This is a genomic window from Streptomyces sp. Ru72 (genome assembly GCF_002920635.1).
In the GTDB taxonomy this organism is placed as follows: Bacteria; Actinomycetota; Actinomycetes; order Streptomycetales; family Streptomycetaceae; genus Streptomyces.
This window is the reverse complement of sequence record NZ_PQSR01000013.1, coordinates 1-20,465: the sequence shown is the minus strand read 5'-3', so window position 1 is coordinate 20,465 and position 20,465 is coordinate 1. Positions and strand designations below refer to the sequence as shown.

Below are 20,465 nucleotides of genomic sequence, written 5' to 3'. Positions count from 1 at the left end.
GGAGGGGGACGTGCCGTCGCCGGTCAGCGGGGCGGTGGCGCCGTGCTGGCCCGTTCCACCAGGCGTGTCGACAGTTCCGTGCGGGTGCCCTCCGGTCGTGCGCCGGCCATCATGCGCACCAGCAGCCGGAGCGCCGTAGCGGCCATCTCCCCGAGCGGCTGCCGAACGGTCGTCAGCGGGGGTGTCGCCCAGCGCGCCTCCGGCAGATCGTCGAAGCCGACGACGCTGACGTCGTCCGGCACCCGCAGCCCCCGCTCCGCCAGCGCCGCGCACACCCCGAGCGCCATCCGGTCCGAGCAGGCGAAGACGGCCGTCGGCGGCTCGGGCAGGTCCAGCAGTTGCAGGGTGCGCCGGTGGGCGGTCGCCTCGTCGAAGTCGCCGTGGCGCACGTACTCGGGCCGGTACGCGACCCCCGCCGCGGACAGTGCCGAGCGGTACCCGGCGACCCGTGCGCCGCCGCACGGCTTGCGCCGGTGGCCGCCGACGACCGCGATCCGCTCGTGGCCGAGGTCCAGCAGGTGCTCGGTGGCGGCCACCCCGCCCTGCCAGTCGGCGGCGCCCACCGACACCACGCCCGGCGGCGGGTCCAGCACCGGGTCGATGAGGACGTACGGAACGCGGTGCTGATCCAGCCAGGCGTACTGGGAAGGGGTCAGCTCGGCCAGGTTGAACAGGACGCCGGCCGAGCCGCGCGCCGAAAGCTTGTCGAGCCAGTCGCGCACCGGGCGCCCGTGCCGGGTGCGGTTCAGGCTCGTGGAGACCACCACCTCCAGGCCCGCGTCCTGCGCGGCCTCCGTCACGCCGTGCAGGATCGCCCCCGACCAGGAGCTCTCCAGCGAGTGCACCACCAGGTCGATGAGGGCGGCCGGCTTGTTGGCCTCGAAGCGGGGTCTTCTGACGTAACCGAGCCGGTCGAGCGCCTCGGTGACGCGGCGGCGGGTCTCGGGTGCCACGTCCTCGCGGCCGTTGACCACCTTGGACGCCGTCGGCACGGAGACACCGGCCTCCCGTGCGACGACCGCGAGGGTCGGTCCGGCCGCGCCTGGGGTACGCACCATGGGCCCACCTCTCCGGCCCCGTCCCGGGGGCCCTGGAACTCCGTTGACGGCAACCACGTGTGGCAAGCGCTTTCTACATTAAGGCCGTTGCGAGTTGCCGTGGAAGACACCGGATGCGCGGTGTCATGAACGGGGGAAGTGATGTGATGTGGGCAGCCCCCGCGGTGAGGAGAGGCCGGATGGACCCTGTGGACGAGGTGACCCTGGACCCGGCGCACCCTTCGGACCCCGTGGTCCGTACCCCCTACGGTGCCGTGCGCGGCCGGTACGAGCACGGGGTCGCCGTCTTCCGCGGCATCCCGTACGCCGCCCCGCCCGTCGGCCCCCACCGCTTCCGCCCGCCGGTGCCGCCCGAGCGGTGGGACGGGGTGCGCGACGCGGGCGCCTTCGGGCCGACGCCGCCGAAACCGCCGTACTCGGAGGCCTTCGCCCGCTATCTGTCCGACCCGGTGGTCGCCGGCGACGACTGCCTGAACCTCAACGTGTGGACGCCGGACCCGTCTGCCGGTGCCCGGCTGCCGGTGATGGTGTGGATCCACGGCGGCGCCCTGACCCGCGGCTCGTCGGCCGTGCCCGTGTACGACGGCAGCGCCTTCGCCCGTGACGGCGTGGTCCTCGTCACCTTCAACTACCGCCTGGGAGTGGAGGGTTACGGCCTCTTCCCGGATGCTCCGCCCAACCCCGGGCTGCGCGACCAGTTCGCGGCGCTGGAGTGGGTGCACGAGGCCGTCGCCGAGTTCGGCGGCGACCCCGGCCGGGTGACCGTCTTCGGCGAGTCGGCGGGCGCGATCAGCATCGGCGCGCTGCTGGCGAGCCCCCGCGCCCGGGGGCTGTTCGGGCGGGCGGTGCTGCAGAGCGGGCCGCTGGAGGCCACGGAACGGGAGAAGGTACGGCGCCTGGTGCGGCGCATGGCGGCGAGGCTGAAGGTGCCGGCGACGGCGGCGGCGTTCGCCGCGGTGGACCGCACGGTGCTGGCCGAGGCGCAGGCGGAGGTGGGCCGCCGGGCGAGCCCGATCCTCGGCGGCCCGGCCTTCGGGATCGTCGTGGACGGCGACCTGGTACCGCGCGACCCGCTGGAGGCGCTGCTGGACGGCGCCGCCCGCGACGTACCCCTGCTGATGGGCTGGACCAGCGAGGAGTACCGCCTCTGGCTGGCCCCCACCGGCCTGACCGAACGCATCGACCGCCTGGGCGCGGTCGCTGTGGCCGGCGCGATGGCCCGCTGCCACTGCGGCCCCGAGGTCCCGCGCGGCTACCGCACCGCCCACCCGGACGCGCCCGTGTCCGACGTGGTGGGCCAGATGGTGACGGACCACCTGCTCCGCCACCCCCTGCACCGCCTGGCCGACGCCCGTGCCGACCACGCGCCGACGTACGTCTACGAGTTCGCCTGGCGCTCCAACATCCCCGGTCTGGGCGCCTGTCACGCCCTCGAGCTGGGCTTCGTCTTCGACAGCGCGGAGGTCCCGGAGGCGGCGAAACTGGCGGGGCCGAACGCACCGCGCCCACTGGCCCGCGAGATGCACGGGGCATGGGTGCGTTTCGCGACGGACGGCGACCCGGGCTGGCCGGCCTGGGACGCCAGGCACCCGGTGCGCATCTTCGGCGGGGACGGGGAGCCGGTCGTGTACGGTCCCCGCGACCCGGAGATGACGCTGTGGGAGGCGGCCCGCACCCGCCCGGAGCCGGCCCCCGCACAGGCAAACGGTGCGGTGCGGGGCGTGGCACCGCTGTCGGTGGTACGGCGACTGCGGCGTCCGGGCGGTGCGGGACGGCAGTGAGGTTCAACCGGGTCGATGGACCGAGGTGTCGCTCACGTCGGTCGACAGGGCCACAGACCGGCGTGTGGTTCGTGCGGGTCTGTCCGCGCGGGTCGGTTCACGGGTTCACGCCCTGGCCCCCAACGCACCCGCGATCCCGCCGATCGCCTCCGGCCCCACCCGGCAGCAGCCCCCGATCAGCCGTGCCCCCGCGTCTCGCCACCCCGCGACCTGCGACGCGGTGAACGTCGAGCGGCCGTCCCAGGCTCGGGCCTCGGCGTCCCAGGACTCGCCGCTGTTGGGGTAGACCACCACCGGCTTGCCGGTGACCCGTGCCGCCGTCGCGATCGCGCCGTCCACGTCCTCGGGCGCGCAGCAGTTCACACCGACCGCGATCACCTCCTCCGCCTCGGCGGCCAGGGCGAACGCCTCCTGAAGGGGCTGGCCCGCGCGCGTGCGGTCGCCGGAGACGGAGTACGACAGCCAGGCGGGGACGCCCAGGCCGCGCACCGCCCGCAGGAGTGCGGTCGCCTCGTCCGTGTCCGGGATCGTCTCCAGTGCCAGGACGTCCGGGCCGGCCGCCGCGAGCACCTCAAGGCGCGGGCGGTGGAAGTCCTCCAGTTCGGCGACGGTGAGGCCGTAGCGGCCCCTGTACTCGGAGCCGTCCGCGAGCATCGCCCCGTACGGGCCCACGGACGCCGCCACCCACAGGGGACGTGTGACGCCCTTCCCGCGTGCCTGTGCTGCCGCCTCGCGGGCCAGTTCGACGCTGAGGGAGAGGAGTGCGGCCGCTCGGTCGCGGTCGATGCCGCGCTTCGCGAAGCCCTCGAACGTCGCCTGGTAGCTCGACGTGATCGCCACGTCCGCGCCCGCCTCGTAGTACGCGAGGTGCGCGTCCGTTATCGCCTGCGGCCGCTCCGCGAGCAGTCGCGCCGACCACAGCTCGTCGCTCAGGTCGTGCCCGGCCGACTCGAGCTGGTTGGACATGCCGCCGTCCAGGACGAGGGTTCCGGCGGCCAGCGCCTCGGCGAGGGTGGGAGTGGTGTTGCTGGTCATGGCAACGACGCTAGTCGAACGGCGGGCGGACGCCCGGCGCCGTCCGGTACGTGGGCGTCCCGGGCGCCCGTCGCGCACCCCTCACGCCACGCGGATGCCCACGATACAGGTGTCGTCGTCTGTGTCCGACTTGCTGTAGGTGAGCAGCCGGTCCAGCTGCTGGTCCAGCGTCGGCGACACCGTGCGCGCGGCCGTCAGCAGCTGCGCCAGCGACTCCTCCACGGAACGGTCGCGGCGTTCGATCAGTCCGTCCGTGTACATCAGCAGGGTGTCGTCGACGGCCAGCTGGACCTCGTGCTCCTCGTACGTCGCCTCGGGCACGGCGCCCAGCAGCAATCCCTTGACCAGGGGCAGCGGCGCGGCCTCGGCGCCCCGCACCAGGACCGGCGGCAGATGGCCCGCCCTGGCCCATCGCAGGGTGTGGCGGGCCGGGTCGTACAGAGCGCAGACAGCCGTGGCGGTGACCGCGCCGGTCAGATGGTGGGCCACCATGTTGAGCCAGGACAGCAACTGGCCGGGGCCGGCGCCCGTCACGGCGAGGCCCCGCAGCGCGTTGCGCAGCACGACCATGCTGGTGGCCGCCTCTATGCCGTGCCCGGCCACGTCGCCCACGCACAGCAGCACCAGCTCGGACGGCAGCACGACCGCGTCGTACCAGTCGCCGCCGACCAGCTGTTCGGTCTCCGCGGGCCGGTAGCGTACGGCCACCTGAAGGCCGGGGGCCTCCAGCGGGGCCTGCGCCGGGGGCATGATCGCGTGCTGCAGCTGGAGAGTGAGCCGGTTGCGTTCGCTCGCCTGCTGCTCGGTGTGGGCGAGCTGGTCACGGGTGGCGGCGAGCGCGACCTCCGTCCAGTGGTGGGCGGAGATGTCCTGGTAGGCGCCGCGGACGACGAACAGCCGGCCGTCGGAGTCGAGCACCGGCTCGGCCACCACGCGGATGTGGCGCGTCACCCCGTCCGGGCGCTGCAGACGGAAGGCCGTGGACGCGGGGCGCCGGTGGTGGAGCAGGGTGCGCAGGAACCTGCCGATGGCGACGGCGTCGTCGGGATGGGCGTGCGCGGGCAGGTCCTCCAGCGACACCGGGGCGCTCGAGGTGGGTCTGCCGTAGAGGCTGTACAGCTGCCCGTTCCAGGTGATCTCGCCGGTGAGCAGGTTCTCCTCGAAGCCGCCGATCCGGCCGAGGCGCTGGGCGTGCTGGAGCAGGCTCGCCAGGCGTGCCGTCTCGTCCTCGACGCGCCAGATCAGCAGCACGTTGCCGGCGTGCCGGGTGATGTTGATGTCGGCGACCGCGGCCAAGGGGACGTCGTCCACCAGGGCGGTGAGCCTCATGCGGTGGGCGCGGAACGGCTCCCCGGTGGCGTAGACGCGCTCGATCCGGTCGAACAGCTCACTCTGGCCGGCGGCCAGCGGGTACGCCTCCAGCAGCAGGGCACCGTTCACGACGCCGCGCGGCCGGCCGGCGGGGTCGAGGAAGCGGCTGTTCACATGCTGGATGCGGAAGTCGACGAGATCCCCGTCGGCGTCCAGGTGCGGCACGAGCACCAGGGCGGGGTCGTGGAGCCCGTCGGCCAGGTCCATCAGCTCGGCGACGTGCGGCAGGACCCCGGGCCTCGGGACACCGTCCGGATACTGGAGGGCGTAGGTCTCCAGGGTGTGGGCGCACAGCTCCGCCAGGGCCTCCACCTGACGGACGATCTGCGGCGGCTGCGGCCCCAGCGGCGCGGGCCAGACGATCTCCAGCACTCCGTGGATCCGCCCGCCGGTACCGGCCGGAACGGCGACCCTGCCGCCATCCGGGTAGAGGTGCTGCCCGATGGAGGGCAGTCCGGTCTCCGACAGGGAGCCGATCCAGTGCCCCGCACGCTCGGCCAGACCACGGCGCGCCACGGTCGCCACCCCCGGGGGCACATACCGCCAGCGTCCCGCCTCCGCCGAGGAGAACCCCGCACTGCCCGCCAGACTGAGGGAACCGTCCGAGCCCACGGCCCAGATGGCCACGGCCACCGCGCCGAGCGGGGTCAGGGCGTGCTCCAGCAGGGAGTCGGCGACGGCCTGGGTGTCGTGGGCGGCCAGCGCACGGCTCTCGGCGGCGCGCAGCCGTACGACGGAGGACCGGTTCGCGGGCGGACCACCCACCTCGTCGGAGTCCGCGGCGTCCGTCGTGATCGCGAGGAAGGCGGTGGCCACCTCGGAGAGCCGGTCGCGCGAGGCCTGGTTGATGACCTCGACGGCGAACTCGAGCGGGGTCAGGCCCGCCTGTCTGGCCAGCTCGGCGAGTTGCCTGGCGGCCTGTGCCGGCCCGCACCCGAGGCGCTCGACCAGGATGCCCTTGGCCAGTTCGACCAGGGCACGCCCGTCCGCCTCGGCCTGTGCCGCGCGCACCTCACGACGCAGCCGGTCCACGGTCGCGGCGAGCCTGCCGACGGGGGACGTCTGCCCGCGCCCGTCCTCGCCGGCGGCCTCCGCCCCGGCCGGGGGGCCGCCGACCGGATCGGGGCCGACCAGGGTCTCGGCCACGGGCCCGGTACCCGCCGCCGTCGGCCCGAGCGGCTCGGCGACACCCGCGTGGCCGAACTGCGGCTCGCCGACGCCCGCGTGGCCGAACTGCGGCTCGGCGGCGGCCGGGCTTCCTCCCGGGGGCTCGGTGGCGGCCTGTTCACCGGCCGGAGCGCGTACGCCCTCCGGCTCGGGCGGTTGCTGGGGATTGCTCACGGTTGGCCTGTTCCTCGGCTGGGACGGCGCCGGTCGGCGCCCGGTCGGCTGGTGCGCACGGCGGGTGCGTCCCTTCCTCAGGCGGGCAGCCAGCGTCGGACGCGGGCGATGAGGTCGTTGGTGTCGACGGGCTTGGTCACGTAGTCGTTCGCGCCGGAGGCGATGCTCTTCTCCTGGTCGCCCGGCATCGCCTTCGCGGTGACGGCGATGATCGGCAGGTCCGCGTACTGCGGCATGGTGCGGATCTCGGCGGTGGCGGCGTACCCGTCCATCTCCGGCATCATCACGTCCATCAGCACCAGCGCGACGTCCGGGTGGGCGAGCAGCATCTCGATGCCCTTGCGGCCGTTGTCCGCGTGCAGGACCTGGAAGCCGTGGAGTTCGAGGATGCCGCTGAGCGCGAAGAGGTTGCGCGCGTCGTCGTCGACCACGAGCACCTTGCGGCCGAGGAAGGTGTCGTCCACGGGCTGCGCGGCCGCGTACTGGGGTTCCTCTGCGCGGACCAGCGACAGTACGTCTCCGGGCTCCTCGGCGGACAGGTGCAGCGTGATGCGTTCGCGCAGTTCGTCCAGGCTGGACAGGAAGTCCAGCGGCCGGCCCCCCGCACGGGACCGCAAGGACTGCTCCTGGGCCAGGTCCACGCGGTGCCCCGTGTGGACGAGTACCGGCACACTGGCCAGTGCGGAGTCGCCCTGCATGGCGTCCAGGAAGCGCGCGCCCTCGTCGTCCGGCATGCCCAGTTCGAGGACGACACAGTGGCAGGGCTCCGCGGCCAGCGCGCTCGCCGCCTCCTGCGCCCCTGCGGCGGTGATGATGTCGATCGCCCCGCGTGGATCGCTGCCGTCCTGCGCGATGTCCGCGACCGCGCTCTCCGCGACGAGGGTGAGCAGACCGCGCGGGCGCTCCTCGACGACCAGCAGGCGGCGTCTGCGCTGCCCGGGCACCTGCTTCGGGCCGGCAGCCGCGAGCGGCGCCGGCACCGCCTCGGAGGCAACGGTCTCCCGCGGCTGCTCCGCCGGCCGGCCGCTGTCGGCCGCCAGTTCCTCGAAGTCGGCGCGTGCGACGGGCAGATAGAGCGTGAACGTGCTGCCCTGGCCGGGCGTGCTGTCGACCGTGACGGAGCCGCCGAGCAGATGGGCGATCTCCCGCGTGATGGACAGGCCGAGGCCGGTGCCGCCGTACTTGCGGCTCGTCGTCCCGTCCGCCTGCTGGAACGCCCCGAAGATGGCCTCCAGTTGCTGCTCGGGAATGCCGATGCCGGTGTCCTTCACCCGGAAGGCGATGACGGGGCCACCGCGGTGGACGCCCGCGGGCACCTCCCGGTCGGCGGCGGGTTCGATGCGCAGCTCGACACTTCCCTGCTCGGTGAACTTGACCGCGTTCGACAGCAGGTTGCGCAGGATCTGACGCAGCCGGGAGTCGTCGGTGAGCAGGTCTGCGGGCGTGCCCGGCGCGGTGGTCACCGTGAAGTCCAGGCTCTTCTGCGTCGTCATCGGCCGGAACGTCGCCTCGACGTACTCCAGCAGCTTCCGCAGCGGTACGCGTTCGGGGGCGACGTCCATCTTGCCGGCCTCGACCTTCGACAGATCGAGGATGTCGTTGATCAGTTGGAGCAGGTCCGAGCCCGCCGAGTGGATGATGCCCGCGTACTCGACCTGCTTGGGCGTGAGGTTGCGCGACGGGTTCTGTGCCAGCAACTGGGCGAGGATCAGCAGGCTGTTCAGCGGAGTGCGCAGCTCGTGGCTCATGTTCGCCAGGAACTCCGACTTGTACTTCGATGCCAGCGCCAGCTCTTGCGCGCGGGTCTCCAGCTCCTGCCGTGCCTGCTCGATCTGGAGGTTCTTGGCCTCGATGTCGCGGTTCTGAGAGGCCAGCAGCGATGCCTTCTCCTCCAGTTCCGCGTTGGAGCGCTGCAGTTCCTCCTGTTGGACCTGCAACTCCTCCGAGCGTGCCTGCAGTTCCGCGGTCAGCCGCTGGGACTCCTCCAGGAGCTCGTCGGTGCGGGCGTTGGCCACGATGGTGTTGAGGTTGACGCCGATGGTCGGCATCAGCTGTGCCAGGAAGTCCTGGTGGATCTGGGTGAACCGGGTGACGGAGGCCAGCTCGATGACGCCGAGGACCTGGTCCTCGACCACGATCGGAAGCACGATCAGGGCACTGGGCACCGTCTGCCCGAGCCCCGAGGAGATGGTCACATAGCCCGGCGGCAGCTCCTCCACGCCGATGGGGCGGCGGCCCCTCGCAGCCTGTCCGACCAGCGAGCGGCCGAAGGGGATGCGGACGGGCCGCTCCTCGTCGTCGGGGTAGCCGTAGGAGCCCACCAGCCGCAGTTCGGGGCCGCGCTCGGTGTCCTCCGCGAGGTAGAAGGCGCCGTACTGGGCCCCCACCAGCGGTGTCAGCTCGTCCATGATCAGCTCGGCGACGACGGGCAGGTCGCGGTGGCCCTGCATCAGGCCGGAGATCCGGGCCAGGTTGGTCTTCAGCCAGTCCTGTTCCTGGTTGGCCCGCGTGGTCTCGCGCAGGGACTCGACCATGGAGTTGATGTTGTCCTTGAGTTCGGCGACCTCGCCCGACGCCTCCACGGTGATGGAGCGGGTCAGGTCGCCCTCGGCGACGGCGCTCGCGACCTCGGCGATCGCGCGGACCTGCCGGGTCAGGTTCCCGGCCAGTTCGTTGACGTTCTCCGTCAGCCGCTTCCAGGTGCCCTCGACGCCCTCCACCTCGGCCTGGCCGCCGAGGCGGCCCTCGCTGCCGACCTCGCGGGCGACACGGGTGACCTCCGCGGCGAACGACGACAGCTGGTCGACCATCGTGTTGATGGTGGTCTTGAGCTCCAGGATCTCGCCGCGGGCGTCGACGTCGATCTTCTTCGACAGGTCGCCGCCCGCCACCGCCGTCGTCACCAGGGCGATGTTGCGCACCTGGCCGGTGAGGTTGTTGGCCATGGAGTTGACGTTGTCCGTGAGGTCCTTCCACGTGCCCGCCACGTTCGGCACGTTCGCCTGACCCCCGAGGCGTCCCTCCGTGCCGACCTCGCGGGCGACGCGGGTGACCTCGTCGGCGAACGCGGACAGCGTGTCGACCATCGTGTTGATGACGTCCGCCAGGGCCGCGACCTCGCCCTTGGCCTCGACCGTGATCTTCTGCGACAGGTCGCCGCGCGCAACGGCCGTGGCGACCTGGGCGATCGAGCGGACCTGGCCGGTCAGGTTGGACGCCATCACGTTGACGTTGTCCGTCAGATCCTTCCAGGTCCCCGAAACACCCCGGACGATGGCCTGGCCGCCCAGATTGCCCTCGGTACCGACCTCGCGGGCGACGCGGGTGACCTCGTCGGCGAAGGCGGAGAGCTGGTCGACCATCGTGTTGATGGTGTTCTTCAGTTCGAGGATCTCGCCGCGTGCGTCGACGGTGATCTTCTGGGAGAGGTCGCCCTGGGCCACCGCGGTCGTCACCTGGGCGACGTTGCGGACCTGCGCGGTGAGGTTGCCCGCCATGAAGTTGACGGAGTCGGTCAGGTCACGCCACACGCCGGCGACGCCGGGAACCTGGGCCTGGCCTCCGAGGCGCCCCTCGCTGCCGACCTCGCGGGCGACGCGGGTGACCTCGTCGGCGAAGGCGGAGAGCTGGTCGACCATCGTGTTGACGGTCTCCTTCAGCTGCAGGATCTCGCCGCGCGCCGGCACGTCGATCTTCTGTGACAGATCGCCCTTGGCCACCGCGGTCGCCACCTGGGCGATGTCACGGACCTGCGTGGTGAGGTTGCCCGCCATGGCGTTGACCGAGTCGGTCAGGTCGGCCCAGGTGCCCGAGACCCCCGGTACCTCCGCCTGACCGCCGAGCGTGCCCTCGGTGCCCACCTCGCGCGCAACGCGCGTCACTTCCGAGGTGAACACGGACAACTGGTCCACCATGCCGTTGAAGACGGTGGCGATGTCGCCGAGCAGCCCCTCCCCGTCGGACGGCAGCCGTGTGCCGAAGTCGCCGTCCCGTACGGCGGTCAGCCCGGCCAGAAGCTGCCGCAGCTCCCGCTCACCCGGGCCCCGATCCACAACCTCGGTCGTCCTGCTGGTCATGCGCACCTCGTTCCGCTCCCCAAGAGTCCTCACGCCGAGGACTCGGAACCGCGCCGGGCCCCACCCATCGCCGCATTTCCGCAGTTCACGAAACTGCCCGATGAGAAAATCCGTCGCAGGTTAACTCAGTTGGCCTGCGGCGAACAAAGCGTCGCGGAAACATCTCGGCCCGCCGGGAAAAGGCCCGCGAGGCAGGCATGTGCAAGCCACTCAGGGGTACTCAGCGAAGTTTTCGCACCGGTGGCGGGCAGGGCGGCCGACGCTCTCGCCCGTCCATCACGTGGACAGATCGCCCACCATGTGGAATGCCGGGCTACGATCCAGCCCTTCCCGCCCCCTCCGTGCACCCGCGCACGGGCCGCCCCCCGTCACCCGAAAGCGTCATGACTGCCACCAGCACCACCGAAGCGACCGAGCCGGAGCGCGCCCCCGTCGCGCCGGGCCGCCGCCGCACGTTCGGACTCGCCGCCGCCACCGCCCTGGTGATGGGCAACATCATCGGTGGGGGCGTCTTCGCCCTGCCGGCCACCGTCGCCCCGTACGGCACCGTCAGCCTGCTCGCCTTCGCCGTGCTGTCCGTCGCCGCGGTGCTCCTCGCGCTCCTCTTCGGCAGGCTCGCCCGGCGCAGCCCCGTGACCGGCGGCCTGTACGTCTACCCGCGGGACGCGTTCGGCGACTTCGCGGGCTTCCTGTCGGCCTGGTCGTACTGGACGATGTGCTGGGTCAGCATCGCCGCGCTCGCCGTCGCGGTCGTCGGCTACGTCGACGTGCTCGTACCGCTGCACGGCAACCACACCCTCGAGGCCGTCGTCGCCCTGGCCGCGCTCTGGCTGCCGGCCGCCGCCAACTTCGCGGGCACCCGCTGGGTCGGCGCGGTGCAGGTGGTCTCCACGGTGCTGAAGTTCGTGCCGCTGCTCGTCGTCGGCACCGTCGGCCTGTTCTTCGTACGCGCCGACAACTTCGGCCCCTTCAACGCCTCCGGGCAGAGTGTGACCGGCGCGGTCGCCGCCTCCGCCGCGCTCCTCCTCTACAGCTTCCTCGGTGTGGAGTCCGCCGCGATGAGCGCCGGCGAGGTCCGCGACCCCGAGCGCACGGTGGGCCGCGCCGGCGTCCTCGGCACCCTCGGCTCCGCCCTCGTCTACCTCCTCGGCACGGTCGCCGTCTTCGGCCTGGTCCCGCACGACAGGCTGACCAAGTCGGGGGCGCCGTTCGCGGACGCCGTCGACGCGATCACCGGCGGCCACTGGGGCGGCACCGCCATCGCGCTGGTCGCCGTCGCCTCGATCACCGGCTGCCTCAACGGCTGGATACTGCTGGCCGCGCAGATGCCGTACGCCGCCGCCCGCGACGGACTCTTCCCGGCGCCGTTCGCCCGCGTCGGCAAGGGCGGGGTGCCCGGATTCGGAGTGTGGGCCTGCGCGGTACTCGGCACGCTGCTGATCGCCCTCAACTACACGGCGGGCCCGGACACCACTTTCCGCGTCCTCGTCCTGATCACCACGTTCACCGGCTGCGTCCCGTATCTGCTGTCGGCGGCGGCCCAGCTGTACTGGCTCGCTCAGGGCACCCGCGACCGGGTCCGCCCGGCAGGTCTGGCCCGCGACCTGATCGTCGCGGCCCTGTCCTTCGCGTTCTCGTTCTGGCTGATGGCGGGCGCGGGCTACGCGGCCGTCTACCAGGGTGTGCTGTTCCTGTTCGCGGGCATCCCGGTGTACGTGTGGCTGCGCGGACGCCGGGAGGCGAGGGAGCAGCACACCTAGGCCTGTTGCGAAACTCCCGTCGTCCGCCCGAAGGGCGGGCCCGGTGGCGTCCGGTGCGTCCGATCGCAAGGCGGGGACAGCCCGCGTACCGGCGGCGTTCGTCGGCATCGCTTGCATCCTGATCTGCTACCCCCGCTGGGACAGGCTCCTTGTTCGGGCGTGCTTCGCGGGCTGGGCCGAGGACCCGGCGGCCGGCGCCGGAACGGGTTCCCGACTGCCCCGTCGGCCCAGGGCGCGTCAGTCGTCGAACGCCGTCGCGCGCGCCACCTTCTCCCAGGCCACGATGTCCGCCCGCACCTGGTCCAGGTGCCCGAGCACCGCGTCCACCCCGTCGTTGCCCAGGGGCAGCCGAAGGGGCGTCTCCTCCGCCTCCAGCGCGGAGAGGATCGCGGCGGCGGCCTTCGCCGGGTCGCCCGGTTGCTCGTCGCCCCCGGCCACCATCGCCCTGGTCGCGCCGACCGTCGCCGCGTAGTCCTCGATCTGCGTGCTGGCCCCGGCGTTGCCCATGAGGTTGGTGCGGAAGGCGCCCGGCTCCAAGATCAGCACCTTGATGCCGAGCGGCCGCACCTCGGGCGCGAGGGCCTCCGAGAGCCCCTCCAGGGCGAACTTCGTGGCGCTGTACGCCGAGAAGCCGGGCGCGGACATCTGGCCGCCCATGCTGCTCATCTGCACGACGGCCCCCGAGCGGCGGGCCCGCATGGACGGCAGCACGGCCCGCACCAGGGCGGCAGGTCCGAAGAAGTGCACGTCGAACAGCGAGCGCAGCTCGGCGTCCGTCGTCTCCTCGACCGCGCCGACATGGGTCCGGCCCGCGTTGTTGACGAGGACGTCGATCCGCCCGTGCCGCTCGACCACGTCCCGTACCACCGTCTGAGCGGCAGCGGTGTCCGTGACGTCGAGTGCCACCGCCTCCACCTGGTCGGGGTGCGCCGCGACCAGGTCCGCCAGCGCCTCCGTGCGGCGGGCGGCGGCGACCACCACGTCCCCGGTGCCGACCGCCGCCTCGGTGATCGCGCGGCCCAGTCCGCTGCTCGCACCGGTCACCAGCCATACCTTGTTCATCGTCAGCTCCTGATGTGGTTTTCCAACTCCTGCCGCTCACAAGGCTGTCGCTGAAACGGATGGCCGTCCAAGACCCGGCGTGATAACCGTTGGGCATGGACGTGCACGGGCGGGACCTGCGGTACTTCGTCGCCGTCGCCGAGGAGCTCCACTTCACGCGCGCCGCCGAGCGGCTGTACGTGTCCCAGCCCGCGTTGAGCAAGCAGATCCGCGCGCTGGAGCGGCGGTTGGGCGCACCGCTGTTCGTGCGGGAACCGCAGGGCGTACGGCTCACCCCGGCGGGCGAGGCGCTGCTGCCGCACGCCCGCCGGGTGCTGGCCGCGTGGGACGAGGCCGCCACTGCGGTGGAGCGCGCCAAGACCGAGCAGGCGGCGACCCTGGTCGTCGGCATGAGCACCAGCCCGGCCCGCGGCGGGCTGCTCCCGGCGATCCGCTCCCGGTTCACGCAGACGCACCCGGCGGCCACGGTCCGGCTGCGGCAGGTCGGCTGGGAGGACCCGACCGCGGGGCTCGCGGACGGCTCGGTCGACGTGGCGTTCGTCTGGCTGCCGGTTCCGGACCAGGACCGGTACGCCCACGTGGTGGTCGCCGAGGAGCCGCGGCTGGTCGCCCTGCCCGAGGCGCACCCGCTGGCCGCCCGGGAGACGGTGCACTTCGCCGAACTGCTCGACGAGCCGTTCCTGGCGCTCCCGCCCGCCGCCGGGGTGCTGCGTGACCACTGGCTCGCCCTGGACGCCCGGGGTGGCCGGCCGCCGCGCATCGGCGCCGAGATCGCCGGGACGGACGAGACGTACGAGGCGTTGGTGGACGGCCGCGGCGTCTGCCTGGTGGCGGCCGGCAACGCGCCCCTGATCAGTCTCGGCGGGGTGGTCACCCGACCCGTCGACGGGGTGTCGCCCAGCCGTCTGGCCCTGGCCCGTCGCACCGACGACCGACGGCCGCTGGTACGGGACTACGTGCGAGCGGCACGCGAAGTCGTCCGGGCGGCAGGCCCACGGGCAGCGCCCGGGCCGGTCGCAGAGGGGGAGTGAGGGAGACAGATGTCCACCGACCGACAGCGGCAGGAACTCGCCCAGTTCATCCGAAGCCGCCGTGAACGGCGCAGACCCGAGGACGTGGGACTGCCGGCCGGCCGCAACCGGCGCACCCCCGGGCTGCGGCGCGAGGAAGTGGCGACGATCGCCGGACTGAGCATCACCTGGTACACCTGGCTCGAGCAGGCGCGGGAGATCCGGGTGTCGCGACAGGTGCTCCGCAGCCTCGCCGAGGCGCTCGGCCTGGACGCCGTGGAGCGCGCCCACCTGTTCCGGCTGGCCGGTGAGGTGCCGCCGCGCGACACCAGGACCCGGAATCCCACCGAACTGCCGCACCAGTACGAGATGGTGCTGAGCCACCTCGACCCCAACCCGGCGTTCATCGTGAACCATCGCTTCGACGTGCTCGCCTGGAACAACGGCTGCGAGCTGCTCTACGGCGACCTGGCCGCCCTTCCGGAGAAGCGGCGGAACGTCCTGTGGCTCACCTTCACGTCGCCCGAGGTGAGGGCGATGTCCGGGAACTGGCAGGAAGAGGCGTCCCAGACCCTCGCGTTGTTCCGCGCCCAGGTCGGCGAGGGCGTTCTCGAGCCGGACGTCGCCGCGCTCATCGGAGAACTGGAGGCGGCCGGCGAGGACTTCAGGCGACTGTGGCGGCGCAAGGAGCTGGCGCCGTTCGTGCCGCAGCAGCGCACCGTGCACCACCCGCAGCTCGGCACCATCGCCCTGGACTACGTCAAGATGCACCTGGCGGGCGACGACAAGACACTCGTGTGCTACATGGCACCCCCGGGTTCCGACCTGGCGGACAGGATGCGGAAGCTCGTCGACGCGGTCGCGCAGCACGACGGCTGATCCGCGCCGACGGACGGCGCCGGTGCGGGGAGACCGGCGCCGAGACGTGCCCGTCAGGCGACCGTGAACCCGCCGTCGACCGACAGGATCGTGCCCGTCACGTACGTCGACTCGATGAGGTAGTGGATTGCGCCCGCCACGTCCTGTGGCGTACCGACCCGCTTCACGGGGAGCCCTTCCGTGACCGCGCCGAACTGGGCCTCCTTCTGGTCCTCCGGGAGGAACGACCACCACGGCGTGTCGATCACGCCCGGCGCGACCGCGTTGACCCGTACCGGCGACAGTTCGGCGGCCAGCGGCGGCACGACCCGTTCGACGGCGCCGTTGACGGCGGCGAGCGCCGCGGTGCCAGGCAGCGCCGCCCGCGCGCTGGCGGCGGACACCATGGTGACGGAGCCCGTGACCTGAGCCTTCTGAACGGCGAGCAGGTATCCGAAAAGCTTGCCGTCGAACGCGGCCCTGATGTCGCCGAGGCTCAGCGAGGCCAGCGGGCCCATCCCGACCGCCCCCGGGCTGAAGGCGAGCACCAGGTGGTCGAGCGGGCCCACGCGCTCGAAGAACTCCGCGACGGCGCCCTCCGAGGCACCGTCGACCTCCTCCGCGCCGGCCACCCGGTCCTTGACCGCGGCCAGCCGCTCGGGGTTCCGCCCGGTGACGATCACCTCGGCGCCGGCGGCCGTCAGTCTCTCCGCCGCCGCCAGGCCGATGCCGGACGTCCCACCCATGATCACAACACGCATCTGTGTCTCCCCATCGCATGGCTGCTTGCCCGACCAGCCTGGTCGCGCGGGTGGGGACGGAACAGATGCGGTTGATACTGGTGGAACGGCCACCGGTATCGAGGGCACCCTCCCACTGTCATCCGGCCGCGTGCCGTCCGCCCTGTCGTCCGCCCTGTCGTCCGCCGCCCTGTCGTGCGCGCCCTCGGGCGCCGCGGCTGCGTTCGCGGAGGATCGCCGGGACCAGCAGCCCGGCCACCATCGCCACCCCCAGCGCGTACCCCGGCCACCACGCCAGCGAGCCGCCGTCCGAGGCGTCCGCGGCCCGCGGGTCGCCCGGTCCGCCGGGCGACGGGGTGGCCGGCGCCCGAGCGGCGCCGACGGCGGTCAGGACGACGTCGTTGCCGTCGCCGCCCTGGTAGCTGATGCGATAGGTGGTGTCGGCGAGCCTCACCTTCGCCCCTTCCGGCAGGTCCGTGAACGTGCCGCCGGTCTTCGCACGGCCCTGGTGGTCCAGGACGGTGATCTGCCGCGCCGAGGCTGACCCGGAGTCCGACAGGTCGAGTCCACCGGCCAGCCGGACCCGGCCCGCCACCTTCAACGGGCCGTTGCGCAGCACCAGTTCGCCACCCGCGTGCTGCGTGTAGTCACCCGTCACCGTGAGCCCGCCCGTCACCGTGCCGTCGTTCGTCACCGACCCGCGTATCGTCCCCCGGCCGGTGAGGGCGGTCGCCACCCGCAGGGCCGCCGGGCCCGTGTCGAGCCGTGCGCCCTGCGCCGTGAGCCGGATCGCCTTGCTGTGGGCGAGCGTCGCGCCGCCGCGCAGGGCCAGGGTGCCCTCGGTGACGGTGGTCGTGCCCGTGTAGGTGACCGCCGCTCCGGTCAGCGTGGTCGTCGCGGGGCCCGACTGCACGAGCGAGCCGCTGCCGCCGATCCGGGACAGCGACACGGGCGTCGAGGTGTTGTGGACGACCAGCGTGCCGTCGACCGCGATCCGCGTCCGCCCGGTGCCGGTCATCAGCGCACCGTCCCCGCCCGGCCGGCCCGAACCCAGCCGGAGCACCGCTCCCTTCTCCACGGTCGTCGACCCGTCGTAGTACTGGCGGGCCGCGAACGTGACGTCGTTGCCGCGCGTCCCGGCGATGACGACGTCCCCGGCCCCGGGTGCGGCCAGCGTGTCGTGGTACCGGCCGCCGCCGATGGGGGCCCCGAGCGTCACCGGGCCGTTGTAGTCGAAGGTGAGCAGGGAGCGCCGGCCGCTCGCCTCGTGCAGGTTGATGTAGACGGTGTCCTTGGTGCCCGGCATGAAGATCCGGTGCGTGGTGCCGTCGCCCCACTGGACGTTCGCGCCCTCGATGTTGGTGCCGCGCTTGTTCACCCGGTGCGGCACGGGCCGCCAGTTGAGGCCGGGGTCGCTCAGCGAGGGGTTCGTGTCGCCGCCCCGGTCGCTGTAGCTGTACTGGCCGGTGAGGACCACCTTGCTGCCGGGCCGGGAGTGGACGTTGACATCGCTGCCGTACTCCCGCTGGTAGAAGTCCTGGCGCAGGGTGATCGTCTGGTTCAGCGGGGTGTCGATGATCCAGGAGCCCTGGTTGAGGATCGCCCGGGCGTTCGGCAGCGCGACGGGGAACTCGGGGCGGCCGGCCGCGGTGCCGGTGCCGTTGTCGATGACGCCGGAGAAGGGGTGCGTTCCGGCCAGGTCGAGGGTGCCCCACATGTTCCGGGGCTGGGTGACCAGGCCCGCGCCGCTGATGGTGCCGAGGTTGAAGGTGCGGGTCAGGGACAGGCGCAGGGTGCCGTCCACCCGGATGTTCAGTTGGTTGAGCCGGTAATCAGGGGTGTTGTAGGGGAAATGGCCGATCAGTCCGCTGCCGCCGCCCGTGCCGTACTGCAGCGTCGCACCGCGCTCGACCGTGACGGCGGGTGGGTCGGGGTTCGTCACCGTGGTGTACGGATGGTTGCCGCCCTGGGTCGTGACGCGCTGCCGCTGCCGGGCGGCGGGCAGGGTGAAGTCGCTGTCCCTGGTGAGGATCAGGGTGCCGCTGCCGCGCACGGTGAGCGTGCCCTCGCCGCGGAACACCCCGCCGTAGGTGGTCGTTCCGGACGGCACGGTCACCACCGTGTCACCGGCGAGCGTCACGTCCCGGCCGGCGAGCACGTCCGCGGTGACGTCGCTCGGCCCGTCCGCGGAGGCGGGGGGAGCGTTCAGTGTGAGAGCGACCGTGACGAGGGCGCCGACGGCCGCTGCGGTTCTTCGGGTATGGCTGTGCACGTAGGGGAGACGCATCGACGGGGCTGCCGATAACAGAAAAACGGCAAGCGGTTTCCGGCTCGTCGCTCCGGACCCGTTGACCTCCCGGTACCACACCTTTACCTTTTTCGGCGTTCGGAATGACAGATGTAGTACGAGATGCCGAACGGCGCCCATCGCACCGCATCCCCGTTCCCCACCCGGAGAGGCAGTCCGTCCGCATGAGCCGCGACCCCCACCTGCCCGAAGCCCCCAGCCGGAGACTGATGTTGAAGGGCGCCCTGGCCGCGGGCGCCTTGACCGCGACCGCCGGCGTGGCCGAGGCCGCGCCGCCCGCCACCGGCCCGAAAACAGCCCCATACGTGAACCCGCTCGTCAAGCAGCGCGCCGATCCCCACATCCACCGCCACACCGACGGCTTCTACTACTTCACGGCCACCGTGCCCGAGTACGACCGGATCATCCTGCGCCGCTCCCGCACGATCAACGGCCTCACCACGGCCGCCGAGTCCGTCATCTGGCGGGCCCACCCCACCGGCGACATGGCCGCGCACATCTGGGCGCCCGAGCTGCACCGCATCGACGGCAAGTGGTACATCTACTTCGCCTCCGCGCCCGCCGAGGACGTGTGGAAGATCCGCATATGGGTGCTGGAGAACAGCAACCCGAACCCGTTCAAGGGCACCTGGGTGGAGAAGGGCCAGATCAAGACGGCCTGGGAGACCTTCTCGCTGGACGCCACCACTTTCATCCTTCCCCAAGCTCTCGGCTCTGCTCGAGCAGGGGAGACCCCAACCGGCACCCGCTACCTGGCCTGGGCGCAGCACGAACCCGGCATGGACAACAACACGGCCGTCTGGCTGTCCGAGATGGCCAACCCCTGGACGCTGACAGGACCTCAGATCCGGCTGACCACCCCCGAGTACGACTGGGAGTGCGTCGGCTTCAAGGTCAACGAAGGCCCCTACGTGCTCCAGCGCAACGGCCGCGTCTTCCTGACCTACTCCGCGAGCGCCACCGACCACCACTACTGCATCGGCCTGCTCACCGCCGACGCCGAGAGCGACCTCATGGACCCGGCGAGCTGGTCCAAGTCCCCGACGCCCGTCTTCACCAGCAACGACACCACCAAGCAGTACGGGCCTGGGCACAACTGCTTCACCGTCGCCGAGGACGGCCGCACCGACGTGCTCGTGTACCACGCCCGCCAGTACAAGGAGATCACCGGCGACCCCCTGAACGACCCCAACCGCCACACCCGGGTCCAGAAGCTCGGCTGGAAACCGGACGGGACCCCGGACTTCGGCGTCCCGGTCGCCGACACCGCGACGACGGGGGGTGCGTGAGATGAGGCGCGCCTACGCCATCCTCCTGGCCTGCTGCCTCCCGCTGGCCGGCGCCCTCGCCACCGCCGGTTCCGCCCAGGCCGCGGCCCAGACCGTCACCAACGGCGTCCAGTTCAAGGACACGTCGGGCAACGCCCTGCACGCCCACGGCGGCGGCGTCGTCAAGGTCGGCGGCTACTACTACTGGTTCGGCGAGGACCGCAACTCCGACAACACCTTCAAGTCCGTGGACGCCTACCGCTCCACCGACCTGAAGAACTGGGAGTTCCGCGGCCATGTGCTGACCCAGTCGAGCGCCGCCGAACTCCAGACGGCGTACATCGAGCGGCCGAAGGTCATGTACAACGCCGCCACCGGCACGTTCGTGATGTGGATGCACAAGGAGAACGGCACCGACTACAGCGAGGCCCGCGCCGCCGTCGCCGTCTCCAGCACCGTCGACGGCAGCTACACCTACCGGGGCAGCTTCCGCCCGCTCGGCCAGTACATGTCCCGTGACCTCACCACGTTCGTCGACACCGACGGCACCGGCTACATGGTCTCGGCGGCCAACGAGAACTACGACCTGCACATCTACAGACTCACCGCCGACTACACCGGCATCGCGAGCCTGCTCGCCAACCCCTGGCCGGGCGGCCACCGCGAGGCCCCCGCGCTGTTCAAGCGGGGCGGCGTCTACTTCATGCTGACCTCCGGCGCCACCGGCTGGAGCCCCAACCAGCAGCAGTACGCCACCGCCACCAGCCTCGCCGGACCCTGGACGGCCATGACCAACG

At 72.2% G+C, this 20,465-nt stretch carries 13 protein-coding genes; 6 read left to right on the top strand and 7 right to left on the bottom strand.

Going from position 1 to position 20,465, the window contains the following annotated elements; genetic code table 11:
- Positions 1 to 23: 23 nt before the first annotated feature.
- The gene (locus C3488_RS08850) at positions 24 to 1,058 is read right to left on the bottom strand and encodes a LacI family DNA-binding transcriptional regulator (protein ID WP_103838776.1); all 1,035 of its coding nucleotides are present in this window, start codon (positions 1,056 to 1,058) and stop codon (positions 24 to 26) included.
- A 179-nt stretch (positions 1,059 to 1,237) separates the two neighbouring features.
- Here C3488_RS08850 and C3488_RS08845 point away from each other — a divergent pair, with 179 nt between their 5' ends.
- A complete protein-coding gene (locus C3488_RS08845) occupies positions 1,238 to 2,839 on the top strand; it encodes a carboxylesterase/lipase family protein (RefSeq protein ID WP_103838775.1) in 1,602 nt (533 codons plus the stop codon).
- A gap of 105 nt (positions 2,840 to 2,944) precedes the next feature.
- On the opposite strand, the gene mmuM is transcribed toward C3488_RS08845, so the two are convergent.
- From mmuM to C3488_RS08830, 3 genes are all read right to left on the bottom strand, one after another.
- Complete coding sequence (gene mmuM, locus C3488_RS08840; RefSeq protein WP_103838774.1) at positions 2,945 to 3,874, bottom strand: homocysteine S-methyltransferase; 930 nt, start codon at positions 3,872 to 3,874, stop codon at positions 2,945 to 2,947.
- 81 nt (positions 3,875 to 3,955) lie between these two features.
- Positions 3,956 to 6,379: a SpoIIE family protein phosphatase gene (locus C3488_RS08835; RefSeq protein WP_258053350.1), complete on the bottom strand. Its 2,424-nt coding sequence runs from the start codon at positions 6,377 to 6,379 to the stop codon at positions 3,956 to 3,958.
- A 284-nt stretch (positions 6,380 to 6,663) separates the two neighbouring features.
- Positions 6,664 to 10,662, bottom strand: coding sequence for a HAMP domain-containing protein (locus tag C3488_RS08830; protein WP_103838773.1), 3,999 nt, complete (start codon positions 10,660 to 10,662; stop codon positions 6,664 to 6,666).
- A 383-nt stretch (positions 10,663 to 11,045) separates the two neighbouring features.
- Here C3488_RS08830 and C3488_RS08825 point away from each other — a divergent pair, with 383 nt between their 5' ends.
- Complete coding sequence (locus C3488_RS08825) at positions 11,046 to 12,422, top strand: amino acid permease (RefSeq protein ID WP_103838772.1); 1,377 nt, start codon at positions 11,046 to 11,048, stop codon at positions 12,420 to 12,422.
- A gap of 237 nt (positions 12,423 to 12,659) precedes the next feature.
- On the opposite strand, the gene C3488_RS08820 is transcribed toward C3488_RS08825, so the two are convergent.
- The gene (locus tag C3488_RS08820; RefSeq protein ID WP_103838771.1) at positions 12,660 to 13,484 is read right to left on the bottom strand and encodes an oxidoreductase; all 825 of its coding nucleotides are present in this window, start codon (positions 13,482 to 13,484) and stop codon (positions 12,660 to 12,662) included.
- Positions 13,485 to 13,573: 89 nt separating this feature from the next.
- On the opposite strand from C3488_RS08820, the gene C3488_RS08815 reads away from it, so the two are divergent.
- Both C3488_RS08815 and C3488_RS08810 read left to right on the top strand, forming a co-directional pair.
- Positions 13,574 to 14,515 (top strand): LysR family transcriptional regulator, encoded by a 942-nt coding sequence (locus C3488_RS08815; RefSeq protein ID WP_103838770.1) that lies wholly within the window; start codon positions 13,574 to 13,576, stop codon positions 14,513 to 14,515.
- Positions 14,516 to 14,524: 9 nt separating this feature from the next.
- Complete coding sequence (locus tag C3488_RS08810) at positions 14,525 to 15,373, top strand: helix-turn-helix transcriptional regulator (RefSeq protein WP_103838769.1); 849 nt, start codon at positions 14,525 to 14,527, stop codon at positions 15,371 to 15,373.
- Between the two features lie 53 nt (positions 15,374 to 15,426).
- Here C3488_RS08810 and C3488_RS08805 read toward each other — a convergent pair whose 3' ends face one another.
- Positions 15,427 to 16,113, bottom strand: coding sequence for an SDR family oxidoreductase (locus C3488_RS08805; protein WP_103838768.1), 687 nt, complete (start codon positions 16,111 to 16,113; stop codon positions 15,427 to 15,429).
- Between the two features lie 118 nt (positions 16,114 to 16,231).
- A complete protein-coding gene (locus C3488_RS08800; RefSeq protein WP_103838767.1) occupies positions 16,232 to 18,379 on the bottom strand; it encodes an autotransporter in 2,148 nt (715 codons plus the stop codon).
- A gap of 185 nt (positions 18,380 to 18,564) precedes the next feature.
- Between C3488_RS08800 and C3488_RS08795 the strand changes: the two genes are divergently transcribed.
- Both C3488_RS08795 and C3488_RS08790 read left to right on the top strand, forming a co-directional pair.
- Positions 18,565 to 19,689, top strand: a complete 1,125-nt coding sequence (locus C3488_RS08795) for a family 43 glycosylhydrolase (RefSeq protein WP_103838766.1) — start codon at positions 18,565 to 18,567, stop codon at positions 19,687 to 19,689.
- A 1-nt stretch (position 19,690) separates the two neighbouring features.
- Positions 19,691 to 20,465: family 43 glycosylhydrolase (locus C3488_RS08790; RefSeq protein ID WP_181138942.1), on the top strand; the 775-nt coding region annotated here is incomplete at its 3' end.